Source organism: Mycobacterium syngnathidarum (genome assembly GCF_001942625.1).
Taxonomy (GTDB): Bacteria; Actinomycetota; Actinomycetes; order Mycobacteriales; family Mycobacteriaceae; genus Mycobacterium; species Mycobacterium syngnathidarum.
In genome coordinates this window covers 576,798-590,747 of record NZ_MLCL01000089.1, presented here as the reverse complement: position 1 = coordinate 590,747, position 13,950 = coordinate 576,798, and the positions used below count along the sequence as shown (strand labels likewise).

Annotated in this window: 14 protein-coding genes and 1 pseudogene; 8 read left to right on the top strand and 7 right to left on the bottom strand. The window is 66.7% G+C overall.

All coding sequences use genetic code 11. From position 1 onward, the window contains the following. From BKG60_RS28745 to BKG60_RS28735, 3 genes are read left to right on the top strand one after another with little or no spacing between them, the layout of a single operon-like run. Entirely contained in the window at positions 1 to 777 is a 777-nt protein-coding gene (locus BKG60_RS28745) for an S-methyl-5'-thioadenosine phosphorylase (RefSeq protein WP_075910272.1), read from the top strand. Then, a complete protein-coding gene (locus BKG60_RS28740) occupies positions 774 to 1,805 on the top strand; it encodes an NAD-dependent epimerase/dehydratase family protein (RefSeq protein ID WP_075910271.1) in 1,032 nt (343 codons plus the stop codon). Before BKG60_RS28745 ends, BKG60_RS28740 begins: the two co-directional genes overlap by 4 nt. A gap of 51 nt (positions 1,806 to 1,856) precedes the next feature. Next, positions 1,857 to 2,984, top strand: a complete 1,128-nt coding sequence (locus BKG60_RS28735) for an NAD(P)H-dependent flavin oxidoreductase (protein ID WP_070945923.1) — start codon at positions 1,857 to 1,859, stop codon at positions 2,982 to 2,984. Between the two features lie 14 nt (positions 2,985 to 2,998). Here the strand turns inward: BKG60_RS28735 and BKG60_RS28730 are convergent. Both BKG60_RS28730 and BKG60_RS28725 read right to left on the bottom strand, forming a co-directional pair. Continuing rightward, a pseudogene (locus BKG60_RS28730) lies at positions 2,999 to 4,021 on the bottom strand (sensor histidine kinase). Continuing rightward, complete coding sequence (locus BKG60_RS28725) at positions 4,008 to 4,697, bottom strand: response regulator transcription factor (RefSeq protein ID WP_075910270.1); 690 nt, start codon at positions 4,695 to 4,697, stop codon at positions 4,008 to 4,010. The pseudogene BKG60_RS28730 and the gene BKG60_RS28725 overlap by 14 nt, the downstream one beginning before the upstream one ends. Before the next feature lie 105 nt (positions 4,698 to 4,802). On the opposite strand from BKG60_RS28725, the gene BKG60_RS28720 reads away from it, so the two are divergent. The 5 genes from BKG60_RS28720 to BKG60_RS28700 are packed head-to-tail and all read left to right on the top strand — an operon-like array spanning position 4,803 to position 8,334. After that, the gene (locus BKG60_RS28720; protein WP_075910269.1) at positions 4,803 to 5,465 is read left to right on the top strand and encodes a glycosyltransferase family 2 protein; all 663 of its coding nucleotides are present in this window, start codon (positions 4,803 to 4,805) and stop codon (positions 5,463 to 5,465) included. Beyond that, complete coding sequence (locus BKG60_RS28715; RefSeq protein ID WP_075910268.1) at positions 5,462 to 6,127, top strand: TIGR04282 family arsenosugar biosynthesis glycosyltransferase; 666 nt, start codon at positions 5,462 to 5,464, stop codon at positions 6,125 to 6,127. Before BKG60_RS28720 ends, BKG60_RS28715 begins: the two co-directional genes overlap by 4 nt. Position 6,128: 1 nt before the next feature. Continuing rightward, on the top strand, positions 6,129 to 6,758 hold the full coding sequence (locus BKG60_RS28710) for a methyltransferase domain-containing protein (RefSeq protein WP_070186794.1): 630 nt from the start codon (positions 6,129 to 6,131) through the stop codon (positions 6,756 to 6,758). Then, a complete protein-coding gene (locus BKG60_RS28705) occupies positions 6,755 to 7,870 on the top strand; it encodes a molybdopterin-dependent oxidoreductase (RefSeq protein WP_075910267.1) in 1,116 nt (371 codons plus the stop codon). The genes BKG60_RS28710 and BKG60_RS28705 overlap by 4 nt, the downstream gene beginning before the upstream one ends. Continuing rightward, positions 7,867 to 8,334, top strand: coding sequence for a hypothetical protein (locus BKG60_RS28700; protein ID WP_075910266.1), 468 nt, complete (start codon positions 7,867 to 7,869; stop codon positions 8,332 to 8,334). Before BKG60_RS28705 ends, BKG60_RS28700 begins: the two co-directional genes overlap by 4 nt. On the opposite strand, the gene BKG60_RS28695 is transcribed toward BKG60_RS28700, so the two are convergent. From BKG60_RS28695 to BKG60_RS28675, 5 genes are all read right to left on the bottom strand, one after another. Further along, positions 8,260 to 9,615, bottom strand: a complete 1,356-nt coding sequence (locus tag BKG60_RS28695; protein WP_070945929.1) for a hypothetical protein — start codon at positions 9,613 to 9,615, stop codon at positions 8,260 to 8,262. The genes BKG60_RS28700 and BKG60_RS28695 overlap by 75 nt on opposite strands. Positions 9,616 to 9,752: 137 nt before the next feature. Continuing rightward, on the bottom strand, positions 9,753 to 10,217 hold the full coding sequence (locus BKG60_RS28690) for a DUF5078 domain-containing protein (protein WP_070185498.1): 465 nt from the start codon (positions 10,215 to 10,217) through the stop codon (positions 9,753 to 9,755). 16 nt (positions 10,218 to 10,233) lie between these two features. After that, a complete protein-coding gene (locus BKG60_RS28685; RefSeq protein WP_070185499.1) occupies positions 10,234 to 10,563 on the bottom strand; it encodes a DUF732 domain-containing protein in 330 nt (109 codons plus the stop codon). Continuing rightward, positions 10,563 to 13,466, bottom strand: coding sequence for an MMPL/RND family transporter (locus BKG60_RS28680; protein ID WP_070945930.1), 2,904 nt, complete (start codon positions 13,464 to 13,466; stop codon positions 10,563 to 10,565). The genes BKG60_RS28685 and BKG60_RS28680 overlap by 1 nt, the downstream gene beginning before the upstream one ends. Then, positions 13,463 to 13,888, bottom strand: a complete 426-nt coding sequence (locus BKG60_RS28675; RefSeq protein WP_070945931.1) for an MmpS family transport accessory protein — start codon at positions 13,886 to 13,888, stop codon at positions 13,463 to 13,465. The genes BKG60_RS28680 and BKG60_RS28675 overlap by 4 nt, the downstream gene beginning before the upstream one ends. Positions 13,889 to 13,950 lie beyond the last annotated feature (62 nt).

The window sequence follows — 13,950 nt, the reverse complement described above, 5'->3', positions numbered from 1 at the left end:
ATGCTCGGCGTCATCGGCGGTAGTGGTTTCTATTCGTTCTTCGGGCCGGAGGCCCGCACCGTCGCCGTGGACACCCCTTACGGTGCGCCCAGCGCACCGGTCACGGTGGGCACGGTGGGCGGGCATGAGGTGGCCTTCCTGCCCCGCCACGGGGCGGGCCACGAGTACTCGCCGCACACGGTCCCGTACCGGGCCAACCTGTGGGCGCTGCGCACGCTGGGGGTGCGACGGATCTTCGCCCCGTGTGCGGTCGGCAGTCTGACCACCGACCTGGGGCCGGGTTCGATCGTGGTGCCGGATCAGTTGGTGGACCGCACCCGTGGGCGCGCCGACACCTACTTCGATTCAGGTGGCATCCACGTCGGCTTCGCCGATCCGTACTGTCCGGCACTGCGGTCGGTGGCCGCCGGGCTGCCCGGTGTGGTCGACGGGGCCACCATGGTGGTGATCCAGGGTCCGCGGTTTTCCACCCGCGCGGAGAGCCGGTGGTTCGCCGAGCAGGGTTTCACGCTGGTGAACATGACCGGCTATCCCGAGGCCGTGTTGGCACGTGAGCTTGAGATATGTTATGCGGCAATCGCTTTGGTCACCGATCTGGATGCCGGGATCGAGGCCGGTTCGGGGGTGACGACGGTGGACGTCTTCGCCGAGTTCGAGCGGAACCTGGTGCCGTTCAAGAAGCTCGTGCATGAGGCCTTGGAAGCGGTCGATGCCGAGCGCGCCTGCACGCACTGCCTGGCCCACGACGGTGTGAAGTTGCCGTTCGAGCTGCCGTGAGGGTTCTGCTCACCGGTGCGGCCGGTTTCATCGGCACCCGGATAGCCACCGCGCTGCGGCAAGCCGGGCACGAGGTCGTGGGTGTCGACACCATGTTGGCCGCCGCGCACGGCGAAGGTGCTGAACCGCCGGCCGACTGCCGTCGGGTCGACATCCGTGACCGTGACGCCCTGGCACCCCTGCTCAGGGGTGTCGACGTGGTGTGCCATCAGGCTGCGGTGGTCGGGGCCGGTGTCGACGCCGCCGACGCGCCTGCCTACGGCAGCCACAACGATTACGGCACGACGGTGCTGCTGGCCGAGATGTTCGCGGCAGGCTGCTCGCGGCTGGTGTTGGCCTCGTCGATGGTCGTCTACGGGCAGGGCTCCTACCGGTGCCCGCAGCACGGCCCAGTCGATCCGCTGCCGCGCTTGCGTGCCGATCTGGACGTGGGAGTGTTCGATCACCGGTGCCCGCTCGGTGGCGGGCCGCTGCAATGGGCCTTGGTGGACGAGGCCGCGCCGCTGCGCCCGCGCAGCCTGTACGCGGCGAGCAAGACCGCGCAGGAGCACTACGCCCTGGCTTGGAGCGACGCCGCCGCGGCCTCCGTCGTCGCACTGCGTTACCACAACGTGTACGGGCCGCACATGCCCCGCGACACGCCTTATTCCGGGGTGGCCGCGATTTTCCGGTCCCAGTTGGAATCCGGCAGTGTGCCAAAGGTTTACGAGGACGGTGCGCAGATGCGCGATTTCGTCCACGTCGACGATGTGGCCGCGGCCAACGTCGCGGCGGTGGAGGCCGAGGCTGGGGGTTTCGACGCCTTCAACGTGTGCTCGGGCCGGCCCGTCTCGATCCGCGAGGTGGCAGCGTTGCTCTGTGCGGCCCGGGGCGCGGAGGGCCCGGCCGTCACCGGGCAGTACCGCAGCGGCGATGTCCGCCACATCGTGGCATCTCCCGCGCGGGCTGCCGAGGTGCTGGGTTTCGAGGCCGCGATCGCTCCACGCGAGGGGTTGGCCGAGTTCGCGTTCGCGCCGTTGCGGGACTGATTGGCCGGAGTCTGTTGACACCCGTCAAGTTGGCATGTCAATACTGACGGGGTGAAACCCGCCATCTGTGAACAGTTCGGTATCGACTTCCCGCTCTTCGCGTTCAGCCACTGCCGCGACGTGGTCGCCGCCGTCACCAATGCCGGGGGATTCGGCGTGCTCGGTGCCACCGCCTACACCCCTGAACAACTGGACCGGGAGATGTCCTGGATCGACGAGCAGGTCGGCGGAAAACCCTACGGCGCCGACATCATCGTGCCGGCGAAGTTCGAGGGCAAGGGAGAGAACCTGTCCCGCGGTCAACTCACCGACCGAATCCCGGCCGAATACCGTGAGTTCGTTTCGAAGCTGCTCAAAGACCACGACATCGAGCCGGAGCCCGAACAACGCCTGGGTGGGTCCTCGTTGTCGGGAGACACCGGCCGCGAACTGCTCGACGTGGCCCTGAGCCACCCGATCAAGCTGATCGCCAACGCGCTCGGGGTGCCGCCGGACTACATGATCGACGCGGGCCGCGAACGCGGTGTTCCCGTCGCGGCGTTGGTGGGCGCCCGCGAGCATGCCCTCAAACAGGTGCAGGCCGGAGTGGACCTCATCGTCGCGCAGGGCACCGAGGCCGGCGGACACTGCGGCGAGGTGACGACCATGGTGCTCATTCCCGAGGTGCTCGACGCGCTCCATGACGCAGGCAGCCGGGTTCCGGTGCTGGCCGCGGGCGGCATCGTCACCGGGCGGCAGATGGCGGCCTCGGTGGCGTTGGGCGCCGACGGAGCCTGGACCGGCTCGGTGTGGCTGACCACCGAGGAAGCCGAGACCGCACCGCACACCGTGCAGAAGATGCTCGCGGCGACCTCCAGAGACACCGTGCGCTCCACCGGGCGCACCGGGAAACCGGCGCGTCAGTTGGTCTCCGAGTGGACCGACGCGTGGCAGCCCAACGCCGCGGGACACCAGACCCTGCCGCTGCCGCTGCAGAACATGCTCGCCGAACCGGTCATCCGGCGTATCGATGTGCTTGCCGCGCAGGGGCATCCGGGAGCACAGGCGCTGGCCACCTACTTCGTCGGTCAGGGTGTCGGATTGATGAACAAGGTCAAGCCGGCCCGCGAGGTGGTGCGCGAATTCATCGAGGACTACCTGGCTGCCACCGAACGGCTGAGCACCTCGCTGCCTGACTGAATCGTCGCGCCGCACTAGTCCGCGAGCGGCAACCGCACCTCGAATCGGGCCCCGGTCTCCAGGTTGTGCGCGAAAAGCGATCCGCCGTGGGCGGCCACCAGGCCCGCGGCGATCGCCAGACCCAGGCCCGACCCGCTGGGCAGAGATGAATCCGACCGCGGCACACGGCCATTGGATCCGCGGTAGGCCACGTCGAACACCCGGGGAAGGTCGGCCTGGTCGATGCCGACCCCGGTGTCGTCGACCCGCGCCCACGCGCCGGTGCCGTCGGATCCGACGGTGAGAGTGACGACACCGTCGACGGGTGTGTGCGCGATGGCGTTGGCCACCAGGTTCGACAACACCCGGACCAGGGCGCGATCGCTGCCGACGACCGGTACCGGATTCTCGGGCAGGGTGGCGGTCAGCGTCACACCGGAGCGCTCGGCGGTGATCCGGTGCGCCGCGAGCACGTCGTCGACCACCTCGTCCAGCGCCACCTGTTCCTACGCGGACTGCACCGCCCCGGCGTTGATCTTCGACATCTCGAACAGGTCGTCGACCATCTCGGACAGCCGGACCGATTCTTGTTCGATGTGTTTGGCGTGCAACCGGACTTCGTCGTCGGCCACCACGCCGTCGGCGATCGCTTCGGAGACCGCGCGAATTCCGGCCAGCGGGGTGCGCAGGTCGTGGCTGACAAAGGCCACCAACTGTCTGCGTGAACGCTCGGCGGCGCGTTCGGAGTCGCGGATCTCCTGTTCCCACACCATTCGTCGGGCCTGGTAGCGCGCCAGCATCACCGCGGCGGGCAGCGTCACGATCGCCACGATCACCAGCACCACGGCCGTGCGCTCGAACGTCTCGGTGATCATGAAGCCGCTCGCGCCGAGCACTCCGGTGAAGGTGGCCAGTGTCGGGATCAGGATCAGGGCCACCATGCTCACCGCCAGCGACCACGACCGGGCCATCCGGATGACGAGAGCCCCGGCCAGCACCACCGGGATGGAACACGCCAGTGCCCAGCCGATGATCTCCCACAGGTCATGACTCGGCATGAGGCCTTCCGTCCCACAGATAGCCACGGCCCCAGACGGTTTGGACCCGGTGCTGGTCCCCGAGCTTGGCGCGCAGTCGCTTGACGTGCACGGTGACAGTCGACAGGTCACCGAAGTCCCAGCGCCACACCAGCTTCAGCAGGTCCTGGCGGGAGTGGACGGTGTCGGTGTGGGTCAGGAAGAACACCAGCAGGTCGAACTCGCGGTTGGTCAGGCTCACCGGCTGGTCGTGCACCATGACCGAGCGGGACGCGGTAGACACGGTCAGCGCACCGGAGGTGATGGTGGCCGGAGCGGTCGGGTGCGTGCTGTGCGTGCGTCGCAGGATGGAGCGGACCCGCAGGGCGAGTTCGCGGGGGCTGAACGGTTTGGTCAGGTAGTCGTCGGCGCCGGCTTCCAGCCCGGTGATCCGATCGTCTTCCTCGCCGAGGGCGGTCAGCAGGATCACCGGCAGGCGGTAGTCACCGTCGCTGCGCAGATCGCGGCACAGCGACAAGCCGTCGGTGCCGGGCATCATCACGTCGAGCACCGCGGCGTCGATCTGCTCGGTGCGCAGCATTCGCATGGCTTCCGCGCCGTCCCGGGCCACCGACACCTTCATTCCGTCGCGCTCCAGGTAGCGGCGCACCACATCGCGCACGACGATGTCGTCGTCGGCGACCAGCACCCGCGTCACAATGCTCGAGGTTAGCCCCGAACGGTCAGCACCAGCGCCTATGTCATGGTTTCGTCACGATTGCCCCATGGCCACCGGCGCCGCGGCGGCCTACCGTCAAGTGGCATGGCTATCGATACCGCTCAGGTCACGGTGGTGCTGCCGTGCCTGAACGAGGCCGAATCGCTGCCGGCGGTGTTGGCCGCGATCCCGGCCGGGTATCAGATCCTGGTGGTCGACAACAACAGCACCGACGGCACCGCCGAGGTGGCGCGCAGGCACGGAGCCGACGTGGTGACCCAAACCCGGCGGGGTTACGGCGCGGCAGTGCACGCCGGCGTCCTGGCGGCCGGCACACCCGTGGTGGCGGTGCTCGATGCCGACGGATCACTGGATCCCGGTGAGCTGCCCGCACTGGTCGGCGAGTTGGACCGGGGCGCCGACATGGCGACCGGTCGGCGCAGGCCGGCGCGGGGCCTACGGTGGCCATGGCACGCCCGGCTCGGTACCGCGGCGGTCTGCTGGCGACTGCGCCGACGCCACGGTCTGCCGGTGCATGACATCGCGCCGATGCGCGTGGCCCGCCGTGACGCGTTGCTTGCCCTCGAGGTCGCCGACCGGCGGTCAGGGTATCCGCTGGAGCTGCTGCTTCGTGCGGCTCAGTCGAATTGGCGGGTGGTCGAGCGCGACGTGGCGTACGGACCGCGTACCGGTGGCAAGTCCAAGGTGAGCGGGTCGTTGCGCGGCAGTGTCATTGCGGCGCTGGACTTTTGGAAGGCCATCTCATGACGATCCCGGTCTCGGTCCTGGTGGTGGCCAAGGCGCCGGTGCCGGGGCTGGCCAAGACCAGGCTCGCCGCGGCGATCGGAGTCGAGGCGGCAGCGTCGATCGCGGCGGCCGCTCTGCTGGATACTCTCGATGCTGTCGCCGCGGCACCCGTGCAGGCCAGGGTGGTCGCTCTCACCGGTGACCTCGGGTGCGCCCATGCCGGGGGCGAGATACGGGAGGCATTGCGGGTTTTCACCGTCATCGGGCAGCGCGGCCGTGACTTCGCCGAGCGGCTGGCCAACGCGCACGTCGATGCCGCGGCCGAGACCGGTCTACCGGTGCTGCAGATCGGCATGGACACCCCCGAGGTCACCGGCCGACTCATCGAGGATTGTGCGGCCGCGTTGGTCGCTTCCGATGCCGTCCTCGGCATGGCTGCTGACGGTGGCTGGTGGCTTCTGGGCGTGCGGGATCCGGCAACAGCGCGCTGCTTGGTGGACGTGCCGATGTCGCGACCCGATACCGGCGCGATCACTCTGGCGGCGTTGCGCGGCACCGGTGTGGCGGTCCGGCAGGTGTGCGTGATGCCCGACGTCGACACGATCGACGATGTCGAGACCGTGCGGCGGATGTGCGCGCCCGACAGCAGGTTCACCGAGGCGACTTTGGCGGCGGGGGTTTGAGGTGCTCGGACATCTCTACGACCGGGCCCTCGGTGGTGAGCGCTGCTGGCTGCGGCACGACGACGGCCGGGTGCATCCCCTGCCGGTCGGCACCTGGCTCGGGGACAGCGACGCGGACCGCGAATTCGACCGGGCGATCGTGATGCTGTGCAACGGACCGACGATCGATCTGGGCTGTGGCCCTGGACGTTTGGTTGCCGACCTGATGCGGCGCGGAGTGCCCGCCCTCGGCATCGATCAGTCTGCCGCTGCGGTCGCACTGGCACGCCGCACCGGAGCGCCCGTGTTGCGCCGCGATGTCTTCGGGCCGCTGCCGGGCACCGGGCGTTGGCAGACGGTGTTGTTGGCCGACGGCAACGTGGGACTGGGCGGTGATCCGTGGCGGGTGCTGCAGCGCGCGGGGGAACTCCTTCGGCGCGGTGGCCATTGCGTTGCCGAATTCGACGCCACTGCACGGGGCGTCAAGGCCTGCTGGGTACGGCTGGAGTCGTCGGGCTCGGTGGGTCCGTGGTTCCGCTGGGCGATCGTCGGCATCGACCATGTCGCGCGGTTGGCCGGCGATGTCGGTCTGATCGTCACCGACATCCATCTGATCGGAGGCCGTGTGGTGGCCACCCTGGTGACGCGGTGAGTGCGTCGGGGCCGAACGGGCTACGCAGCCCGGGGGTTACGGCGCGCGTGGGCTCGGTGCTCGGTCTCGCGGTCGCGACCTGCTTTGTCAGCGGCTTGTGTAGCCATTTCATCCAGCATCCGCAGCCATGGTTTTTCTGGCCGGCCGATCCGGTGTGGCTGTACCGGTTCACTCAAGGCCTGCATGTCATTTCGGGTATCGCGGCGATCCCGTTGGTGGTGGTCAAGCTCTGGTCGGTCTGGCCGAAACTTTTCGAACGACCGCTACTCGGCGGCCCGGTGCGCGCAATGGAACGGTTGTCGATCCTGGTGTTGGTCGGTGCGGTGCTGTTCGAATTGTCCACCGGGCTGTTGAACATTGCCCAGTGGTACGCGTTCCGGTTCTTCTTCACCACCGCGCATTATGCGGTGGCCTATCTGGCGGCCGGCGCGGTACTGGTGCACCTCGCGGTGAAATTGCCGGTGATCCGTCGGGCGCTCGGTGAGCCGATCGACGAGCCGACCGGCGACGTCGTGGTGGGCCCGAGTCGGCGCACGGTGCTGCGCGGCACCTGGCTTGCGGTCGCGGTGGCAACCGTCGCGACCGCCGGCCAGACGGTTCCGCTGTTGCGAGGGGTTTCGGTACTGGCACCGCGTTCCGGGCGAGGCCCGCAGGGCGTTCCAGTCAATCGGTCGGCCGTCGCGGCTGGGGTGCTGCGCAGTGCTCGCGCACCGGACTACCGGTTGACCGTGACCAACGGCACGGCGGTCCGCCATTACAGCCTGGCTGAACTTCAGGCGTTGCCGCAGACCACATGTCGCCTGCCGATCGCCTGCGTGGAGGGCTGGAGCGTCGATGCGGAATGGACCGGTGTGATGCTCTCGGAGTTGACCTCCGCGGTCGGTGGTGGACCGGACTCCGACGTGCGGATGGTCTCGCTGGAACCGCCGGGACCGTATTCCCGCACGGTGCTGCCCGCCCGGCATGCCCGCGACAGTGAGTCCCTGATCGCGTTGCGGCTCAACGGTGAAACGCTCGACCTCGACCATGGCTATCCATGCCGACTGATCGCGCCGTCGAGACCCGGGGTATTGCAGACGAAGTGGTTGTCGCGAATCGAGGTGGCCGGATGATCTTGCTGCGGTGGGGAATCGGTCTGGCCGGGCTGACCCTGGTGGGCTACGGTGCGCTGTTGCTTGCCGACGATCCTCCGGTGGTCATCGTGCGCATTGCGACCTGGGCGGTGGTCGCGGTCATTGTGCACGACTTCGTCTTCGCCCCGCTCTGCGCTGCTGCGGGTGTCGGCGGCTGCCGGCTGATACCTGCGACGTACCGCGCACCGATCAGTGTGGGAGCCCTGTGCAGCGTGGTGCTGGCATTGCTGGCCGTCCCGGTCTACGACAGACCGGGTATGCGACCCGACAACATGACGGTGCTGGACCGCGACTACCCGCTGGGGCTGGCGATTTCGTTGGGCGCGGTGTGGTTGAGCGTGCTGGTGTACAGCCTGGCGGTGCGGCTACTACCAGTTCGTCAGGATCGCATGGTTGAGCGCCAGCGCGCCGATCACGTTGAGCGCCAACCACCAGCGGTGTGAGCGTGCCGGCAGCAGTGCACCTGCCGCTGTCAGCCATACTGTGAACGGCAGCCAGATGCGTTCTGTTTCAGCCTTGCTGAGCATGCTGAGGTCGGCGAAGACGATGGCCAGCAGCGCCGCTGCCAGTAGCAGGTGGACGCCGGAACGCTGCCTGAAGGCCTGGCGGTCGAAGGCCCGGCCGATGCCCGCTACGCTGCCGATCCCGATGGCACACACCACCGATGCCAGATTTGCCCATGACCAGTATTGGAACGGGCGGTTGTTGGCGATGCCCTGCCAGTAGCGTTCCTGGACCAGGGTGTAGCCGTCGAACCACCAGAACCCGGTGGACCAGAACACCGCGACGACCGCGAGCGCGGCGACCACCGCGCAGGACAGGGCCCGCAGCGCGGTCCGGCGGTCGGCGGCACCGAGCAACACCGCCAGGGCCGGCAACGCCATGAGCGCCAGGCCGTAATTGAGGAAGATGCCCCAGCCCAAGAGCAATCCCGCGGCGGCCGCGACCAACTCAGGCCGGCGCACGCCACCGCGTACGGACAATGCCAGCAGTGCGACACCCCAGGCGGCGACACCGGCGTAGTACCCGTCGGCGGACACCGCGATCCAGATGGCTGTCGGGGCGACCGCGACGAATGGGGCCGCGGACCGGGCAGTGGATTCGTCGGCCAGGGTACGCACCGCCACGATGATTGCGGCGGCCGCGCTCGAACCGACCAGCAGACACAACAGGCCGGCCCAGGCGCCGCCGCCCAGTCCGATTCGGTCCAGCCACACAAACGTCAACAGCGCGCCGGGTGGGTGTCCCGACACGTGGGTGATCCACGAATCGGGTTGGTAGTCGAGGATTCTCGACGAGAAGGTGCGCAGCGCTTCGGGAATGTCGGTGATCGTCGGTACTTGACGTAGGTATTCGTGGCGCGCAGTCAGCCGGCCGGCGAAACCGCGCTGCCAGCCGTCGATCATGGCCAGCGAGAACCCCCACAGACCCGCGGTGGCCCAGGTGAGCAGGGTCAACGCCCGCCACCCGAGTCGCTGCGCCGCCGCCGGGCCCCACCACACCGCGCCGGCGCCGATGAGGATCGCCGGAACGGTGCCCCAGCCGGCATGGGCGTTCCACCAGCCGAATATCGGTGCGGTGTCGGCGAAGCTGTGAATCTGCTCCGATGTGCTGTTGATCAGTGGCGTGACGATGCCGAGGTGCAGGTGCGGCACGACGAAGGCCGTCACCACCAGAACGAGGCCGATGGTGACCGCGACCATCTCCCGGCGCCCGATCTGCATGGGCCCAAGCCTAGGCGGACCGCATGCCGGCATCTCTGACGTTTCGGTGACGGCGGGCGGTGCACCGCCGAACTTGCGCGGTCCGCGCGGCGCCGTTGGGTCCAACGGCTATCCGTGGACAGAGGCTCCGGCTCGGATTAGTGCCAGTTCCAGACGGACATGTCGTTGGGCGGGTAGTTCTGGCAGACGTCGGTGGTGTTGGCCGCGACGCCTTTGTTGTTGAAGAACAGCTTGGCCCAGTTCGGCCAGCGCCAGGACATGTTCTCGAAGAAGGCGTTGGTGGCCATGTTCTCGGAGTACTGGCGGCGGCCGGCGTAGTCCATGGAGAAGAACCAGTGGATCCGGTCCTGGGCGCCCTGCTGATCGGCGACGGGCTTGTTGTTGTAGTCGATCATGTAGCGCTCGTAGTACACGGGCTCGACGTCGCGGGCGGCGGCCATGATCTGCTCGGCGGTGCACGGTGTCTTGAGGATGCGGTTGGGGATCGGGTAGTCGTCGGTGGCATCGGCCCCGGCGATGCCGGCCCCGGCCAGGCTGCCGGCGACCGCGCAGGCCGCGACGCCGGTGCGGATCAGGTTGTTGACACTCTTGCGGTTAAACATCTCGCTCCAACGTTGTTCAGTGCGCGGCTTGTTCGTAGACGAAGCGCTGATCGGGGCAGTAGTAGTTGATGGCGGTACCCAGGAACTGCCACGACTGAGCGTCGGTGCTGTCCTTGTCCAGCTGCTTCTTGACGAAACCGACTGAGTCCTGGGCGTTGTGGTCGACGCCGTTGTGCAACCGCTTGCACATGATCTTGCCGATCCAGGCGTTGTAGTCCTTCTGCCCATAGATACCGAAAGTGTGCAACTCGTTGGCGAAATCCGTGTCCGGATCGGCGTAGGCCGGTGCTGACACGGCGAGACTTGTTGCCGCACCGAACATCAGGGCAATGATCAGGCGTTTCATCAGGCCAGGGTCTCCTCGGGGTCGCGCTGGATGGGTTTCGGCCACGGTTGCGGCAGCGGACGCTGACGAACCCGCTGTGGCCACCAGAACCAGCGGCCGAGCAGCGTGGCGATCGACGGGGTCATCAGCGACCGGACCACAAGAGTGTCGAACAACAAGCCTAGGCCGATGGTCGTGCCGACCTGACCGATGACGATCAAACTGCTGACGGCCATCGATCCCATGGTGAACGCGAAGACCAGGCCGGCGGAGGTCACCACGGCGCCGGTGCCGACCATGGCCCGGATGATTCCGGTCTTCAGTCCGGCATGGATCTCTTCCTTTATTCGTGAGACCAGCAACAGGTTGTAGTCCGCGCCGACGGCGAGCAGGACGATGATCGACATCGGCATCACCATCCAGTGCAGCGGTATGCCCACGATGTGCTGCCACAGCAGCACTGACAGTCCGAAGGCCGAGGCGAGACTGAGCACCACCGTGCCGACGATCACCGCGGAGGCCACCACGGCCCGGGTGAGCACCAACATGATGATGAAGATCAGGATCAGTGCCGCCGCGCCGACGATGATCAGGTCGTAGTCGGCGCCCTTCTGCATGTCGTGGTAGGTCGCCGAGCTGCCGCCGAGGTAGATCTTGGCCCCCTCGAACGGGGTTCCCTTGATGGCGTCGGCCGCGGCAACCTTGAGCGGTTCGATGCGTGCGGTGCCTTCCGGAGTCAGCGGGTCACCCTGGTGAATGATGGTGAACCGCACTGCATGCCCGTCGGGCGACATGAACAGTTTGAGGCCCCGCTGGAAGTCGTCGGTCTCGAAGGCTTCCGGCGGCAGGTAGAACGAATCGTCGTTCTTGGCCGTGTCGAACGCTTCGCCCATGGCGGTGGCGGTCTCCTGCATCGCCATGGTCTGATCCTGCTGGGCCTTCTGCACCTGGTACTGGTTCAGCAGGATCTGCTTCTGGTTCTTCATCGTCTGGATCTGCGCCGGCAACACGGCCACCATTCGTGGCATCAGGTCGGCCATGCGCTGCATCTCGGGAACCAGATCCTGGAAGTCGTCGGACATCGTGTTGATGCCGTCGAGGCTTTCGAAGATCGAGCGCATGGACCAGCAGACCGGGATGTCGAAGCAGTGCGGCTCCCAGTAGAAGTAGTTGCGGATCGGCCGGAAGAAATCGTCGAAATCGGCCAGATGGTCCCGTACTTCGGACATGTCACCCGAGGTCGTCTTCATCTTGTCGGCCATCCGCTGCGACACTGCGGCCAGTTCGGTCTGGATGTTCATCATCTCGGTCATCGAGTCGATGCTGGTCTGCAGGTCGTTGGCTTGGTCGAGGATGTTCTGCAGGTTGGTCTGCGCGTAGTCGTTGTTCATCAACTGGGTCGTGCCGCTTTGGCCCAGCGTGTAGGGAATCGTCGAGTGCTTGATCGGATCGCCGTCGGGACGAGTGATGGTCTGCACCTGGGCGATACCGTGCACGCTCTTGAGGGCCTTGGCGATCTTGTCGATCACCAGGAAGTCGGCCGGGTTCCGCAGATCGCGGTCGGCCTCGATCATCATCAGGTCCGGGTTCATCTTGGCCTGGGAGAAGTGCCGGAATGCGGCGTCGTATCCGACGTTGGTCCCGACGTCCTCAGGCAGGAAGATGCGGTCGTTGTAGGTGGTGTGGTAGCCGGGCAGGGCGAGCAGGCCGACCAACGCGGCGACGATGGCGCACACCAGGATTGCGCCCGGCCACCGGACGGTGGCGGTGCCGACCCGGTGCCATCCGCGGGATTTCGAGTGCCGCTTGGGCTCGAGGATCTTGCCGAATCGGCCGAACACCGAGATGACGGCCGGCCCGAGGGTCAGTGCCATGGCGACCACGACGGTCATTCCGATCGCCAGCGGGATTCCCATGGTCTGGAAGTACGGCAGCCGGGTGAAGTGCAGGCAGAACGTCGCGCCTGCGATGGTCAGACCCGAGGCGAGCACGACATGGGCTGTGCCACCGAACATGTCGTAGTAGGCCGATTCCTTGTCCTCGCCGGCTCTTCGTGCTTCCTGATATCGGCCGATCAGGAAGATCGCGTAGTCGGTGGCCGCGGCGATCGCCAAGGTCACCAGCATGTTGGTCGCGAACGTCGTGAGACCGAAGAAATTGTGGTAGCCCAATAGCGCGACAAGTCCACGGGCGCCGGACAATTCGAGTACCACCATCACCAGCACGATCAGTGTGGTGATGATCGACCGGTAGACGCCGAGCAGCATGACGGCGATCACGCCGAAGGTGACGAGCTCGATCAGCTCCATGCTCTCGTCACCGACGATGTTCTGGTCGGTGCTGGATGCCGCGGATCCGGTCACATAGGCCTTCACCCCGTCGGGGGCGGGGCTTTCGGTGGCGATGCGCCGCACCGCCTCGACCGACTCGTTGGCCAGCGTCTCGCCCTGGTCACCGGCGATGTAGACCTGCACGTAGGCGGCCTTGCCGTCGCGGCTCTGGGCGCCCTTGGCGGTCAGGGTGTCTCCCCAGAAGTCCTGCACGTGCTGCACATGGGTGGTGTCAGCGCGCAGGTCACGCACCATCTGGTCGTAGAACATGTGCGCTTGCAGGCCCAGCGGCTTCTCGCCTTCGAGTACCACCATCACCGAGCTGCTGGTGTCGTACTCCTGGAACTTCTTGCCGACCTCTTTGATGGCGATCATCGAGGGCGCGTCGTTGGGGCTCATCGACACCGCGCGCATCTTCCCGACGACCTCGAGTTGCGGCACGACGGTGTTGAGCAGTGCCACGATCACGATCCACGCCAGGATGATCGGCAGGGCGAAGACCCGGATGAACCGTGGGATCGGTGAGCGTTTGGGGGCGGAGTGGCGCCCCGTCGCGATGGCGTCGGTCGGTGTGTCGTCGGTGGGCGCGCTCATGCTGCCTTCACAAAGCAGAAGGTTTGTGCGTTCAATCCAGTAGCCGTTCTCTCTTCTTTGACCTCGTCATCGACTGTGACTCGGCAACTGATGCTGTCCCCGTCGCCTTGGGCCATGATGTTGGGCTGCACCGACGGCAATGTGGTTTGCAGCGTCAGAGTCCATGGCAGCGGCACGGTTCCGGTGCGCTGGGGTTTGCCTTCGAGGTCCATGTAGTTGATGACGGCAGTGTTGCCCGTGCCGAAGATTTCGTATTTCACGAACTTGGGGTTGAAGTCTTCGGCGTTATCCGAGGTGGTGTCGGTGATGATGACGGGATGGGCGCCGAAGACCTTGCGCACGTTCGTCACGATCAGCACGCCGGCGCCCATGGCGACGACGATCAGCACGGGGAGCCATATTCGGCGGATGACCTTCAGCATTGCGGCTGCGAGTGGAGGGTTTTGGCGTGCTGCCGAGCCTGGACTGCAGTCAATGTGTGGCC

Excerpts from the sequence above, each read along its gene's own strand:
- BKG60_RS28745 (WP_075910272.1), top strand. The coding sequence starts at position 1 with ATGCTCGGCGTCATCGGCGGTAGTGGTTTCTATTCGTTCTTCGGGCCG.
- BKG60_RS28720 (WP_075910269.1), top strand. The coding sequence starts at position 4,803 with ATGGCTATCGATACCGCTCAGGTCACGGTGGTGCTGCCGTGCCTGAAC.
- BKG60_RS28715 (WP_075910268.1), top strand. The coding sequence starts at position 5,462 with ATGACGATCCCGGTCTCGGTCCTGGTGGTGGCCAAGGCGCCGGTGCCG.
- BKG60_RS28700 (WP_075910266.1), top strand. The coding sequence starts at position 7,867 with ATGATCTTGCTGCGGTGGGGAATCGGTCTGGCCGGGCTGACCCTGGTG.
- BKG60_RS28695 (WP_070945929.1), bottom strand. The coding sequence starts at position 9,615 with ATGCAGATCGGGCGCCGGGAGATGGTCGCGGTCACCATCGGCCTCGTT.
- BKG60_RS28690 (WP_070185498.1), bottom strand. The coding sequence starts at position 10,217 with ATGTTTAACCGCAAGAGTGTCAACAACCTGATCCGCACCGGCGTCGCG.
- BKG60_RS28685 (WP_070185499.1), bottom strand. The coding sequence starts at position 10,563 with ATGAAACGCCTGATCATTGCCCTGATGTTCGGTGCGGCAACAAGTCTC.
- BKG60_RS28680 (WP_070945930.1), bottom strand. The coding sequence starts at position 13,466 with ATGAGCGCGCCCACCGACGACACACCGACCGACGCCATCGCGACGGGG.
- BKG60_RS28675 (WP_070945931.1), bottom strand. The coding sequence starts at position 13,888 with ATGCTGAAGGTCATCCGCCGAATATGGCTCCCCGTGCTGATCGTCGTC.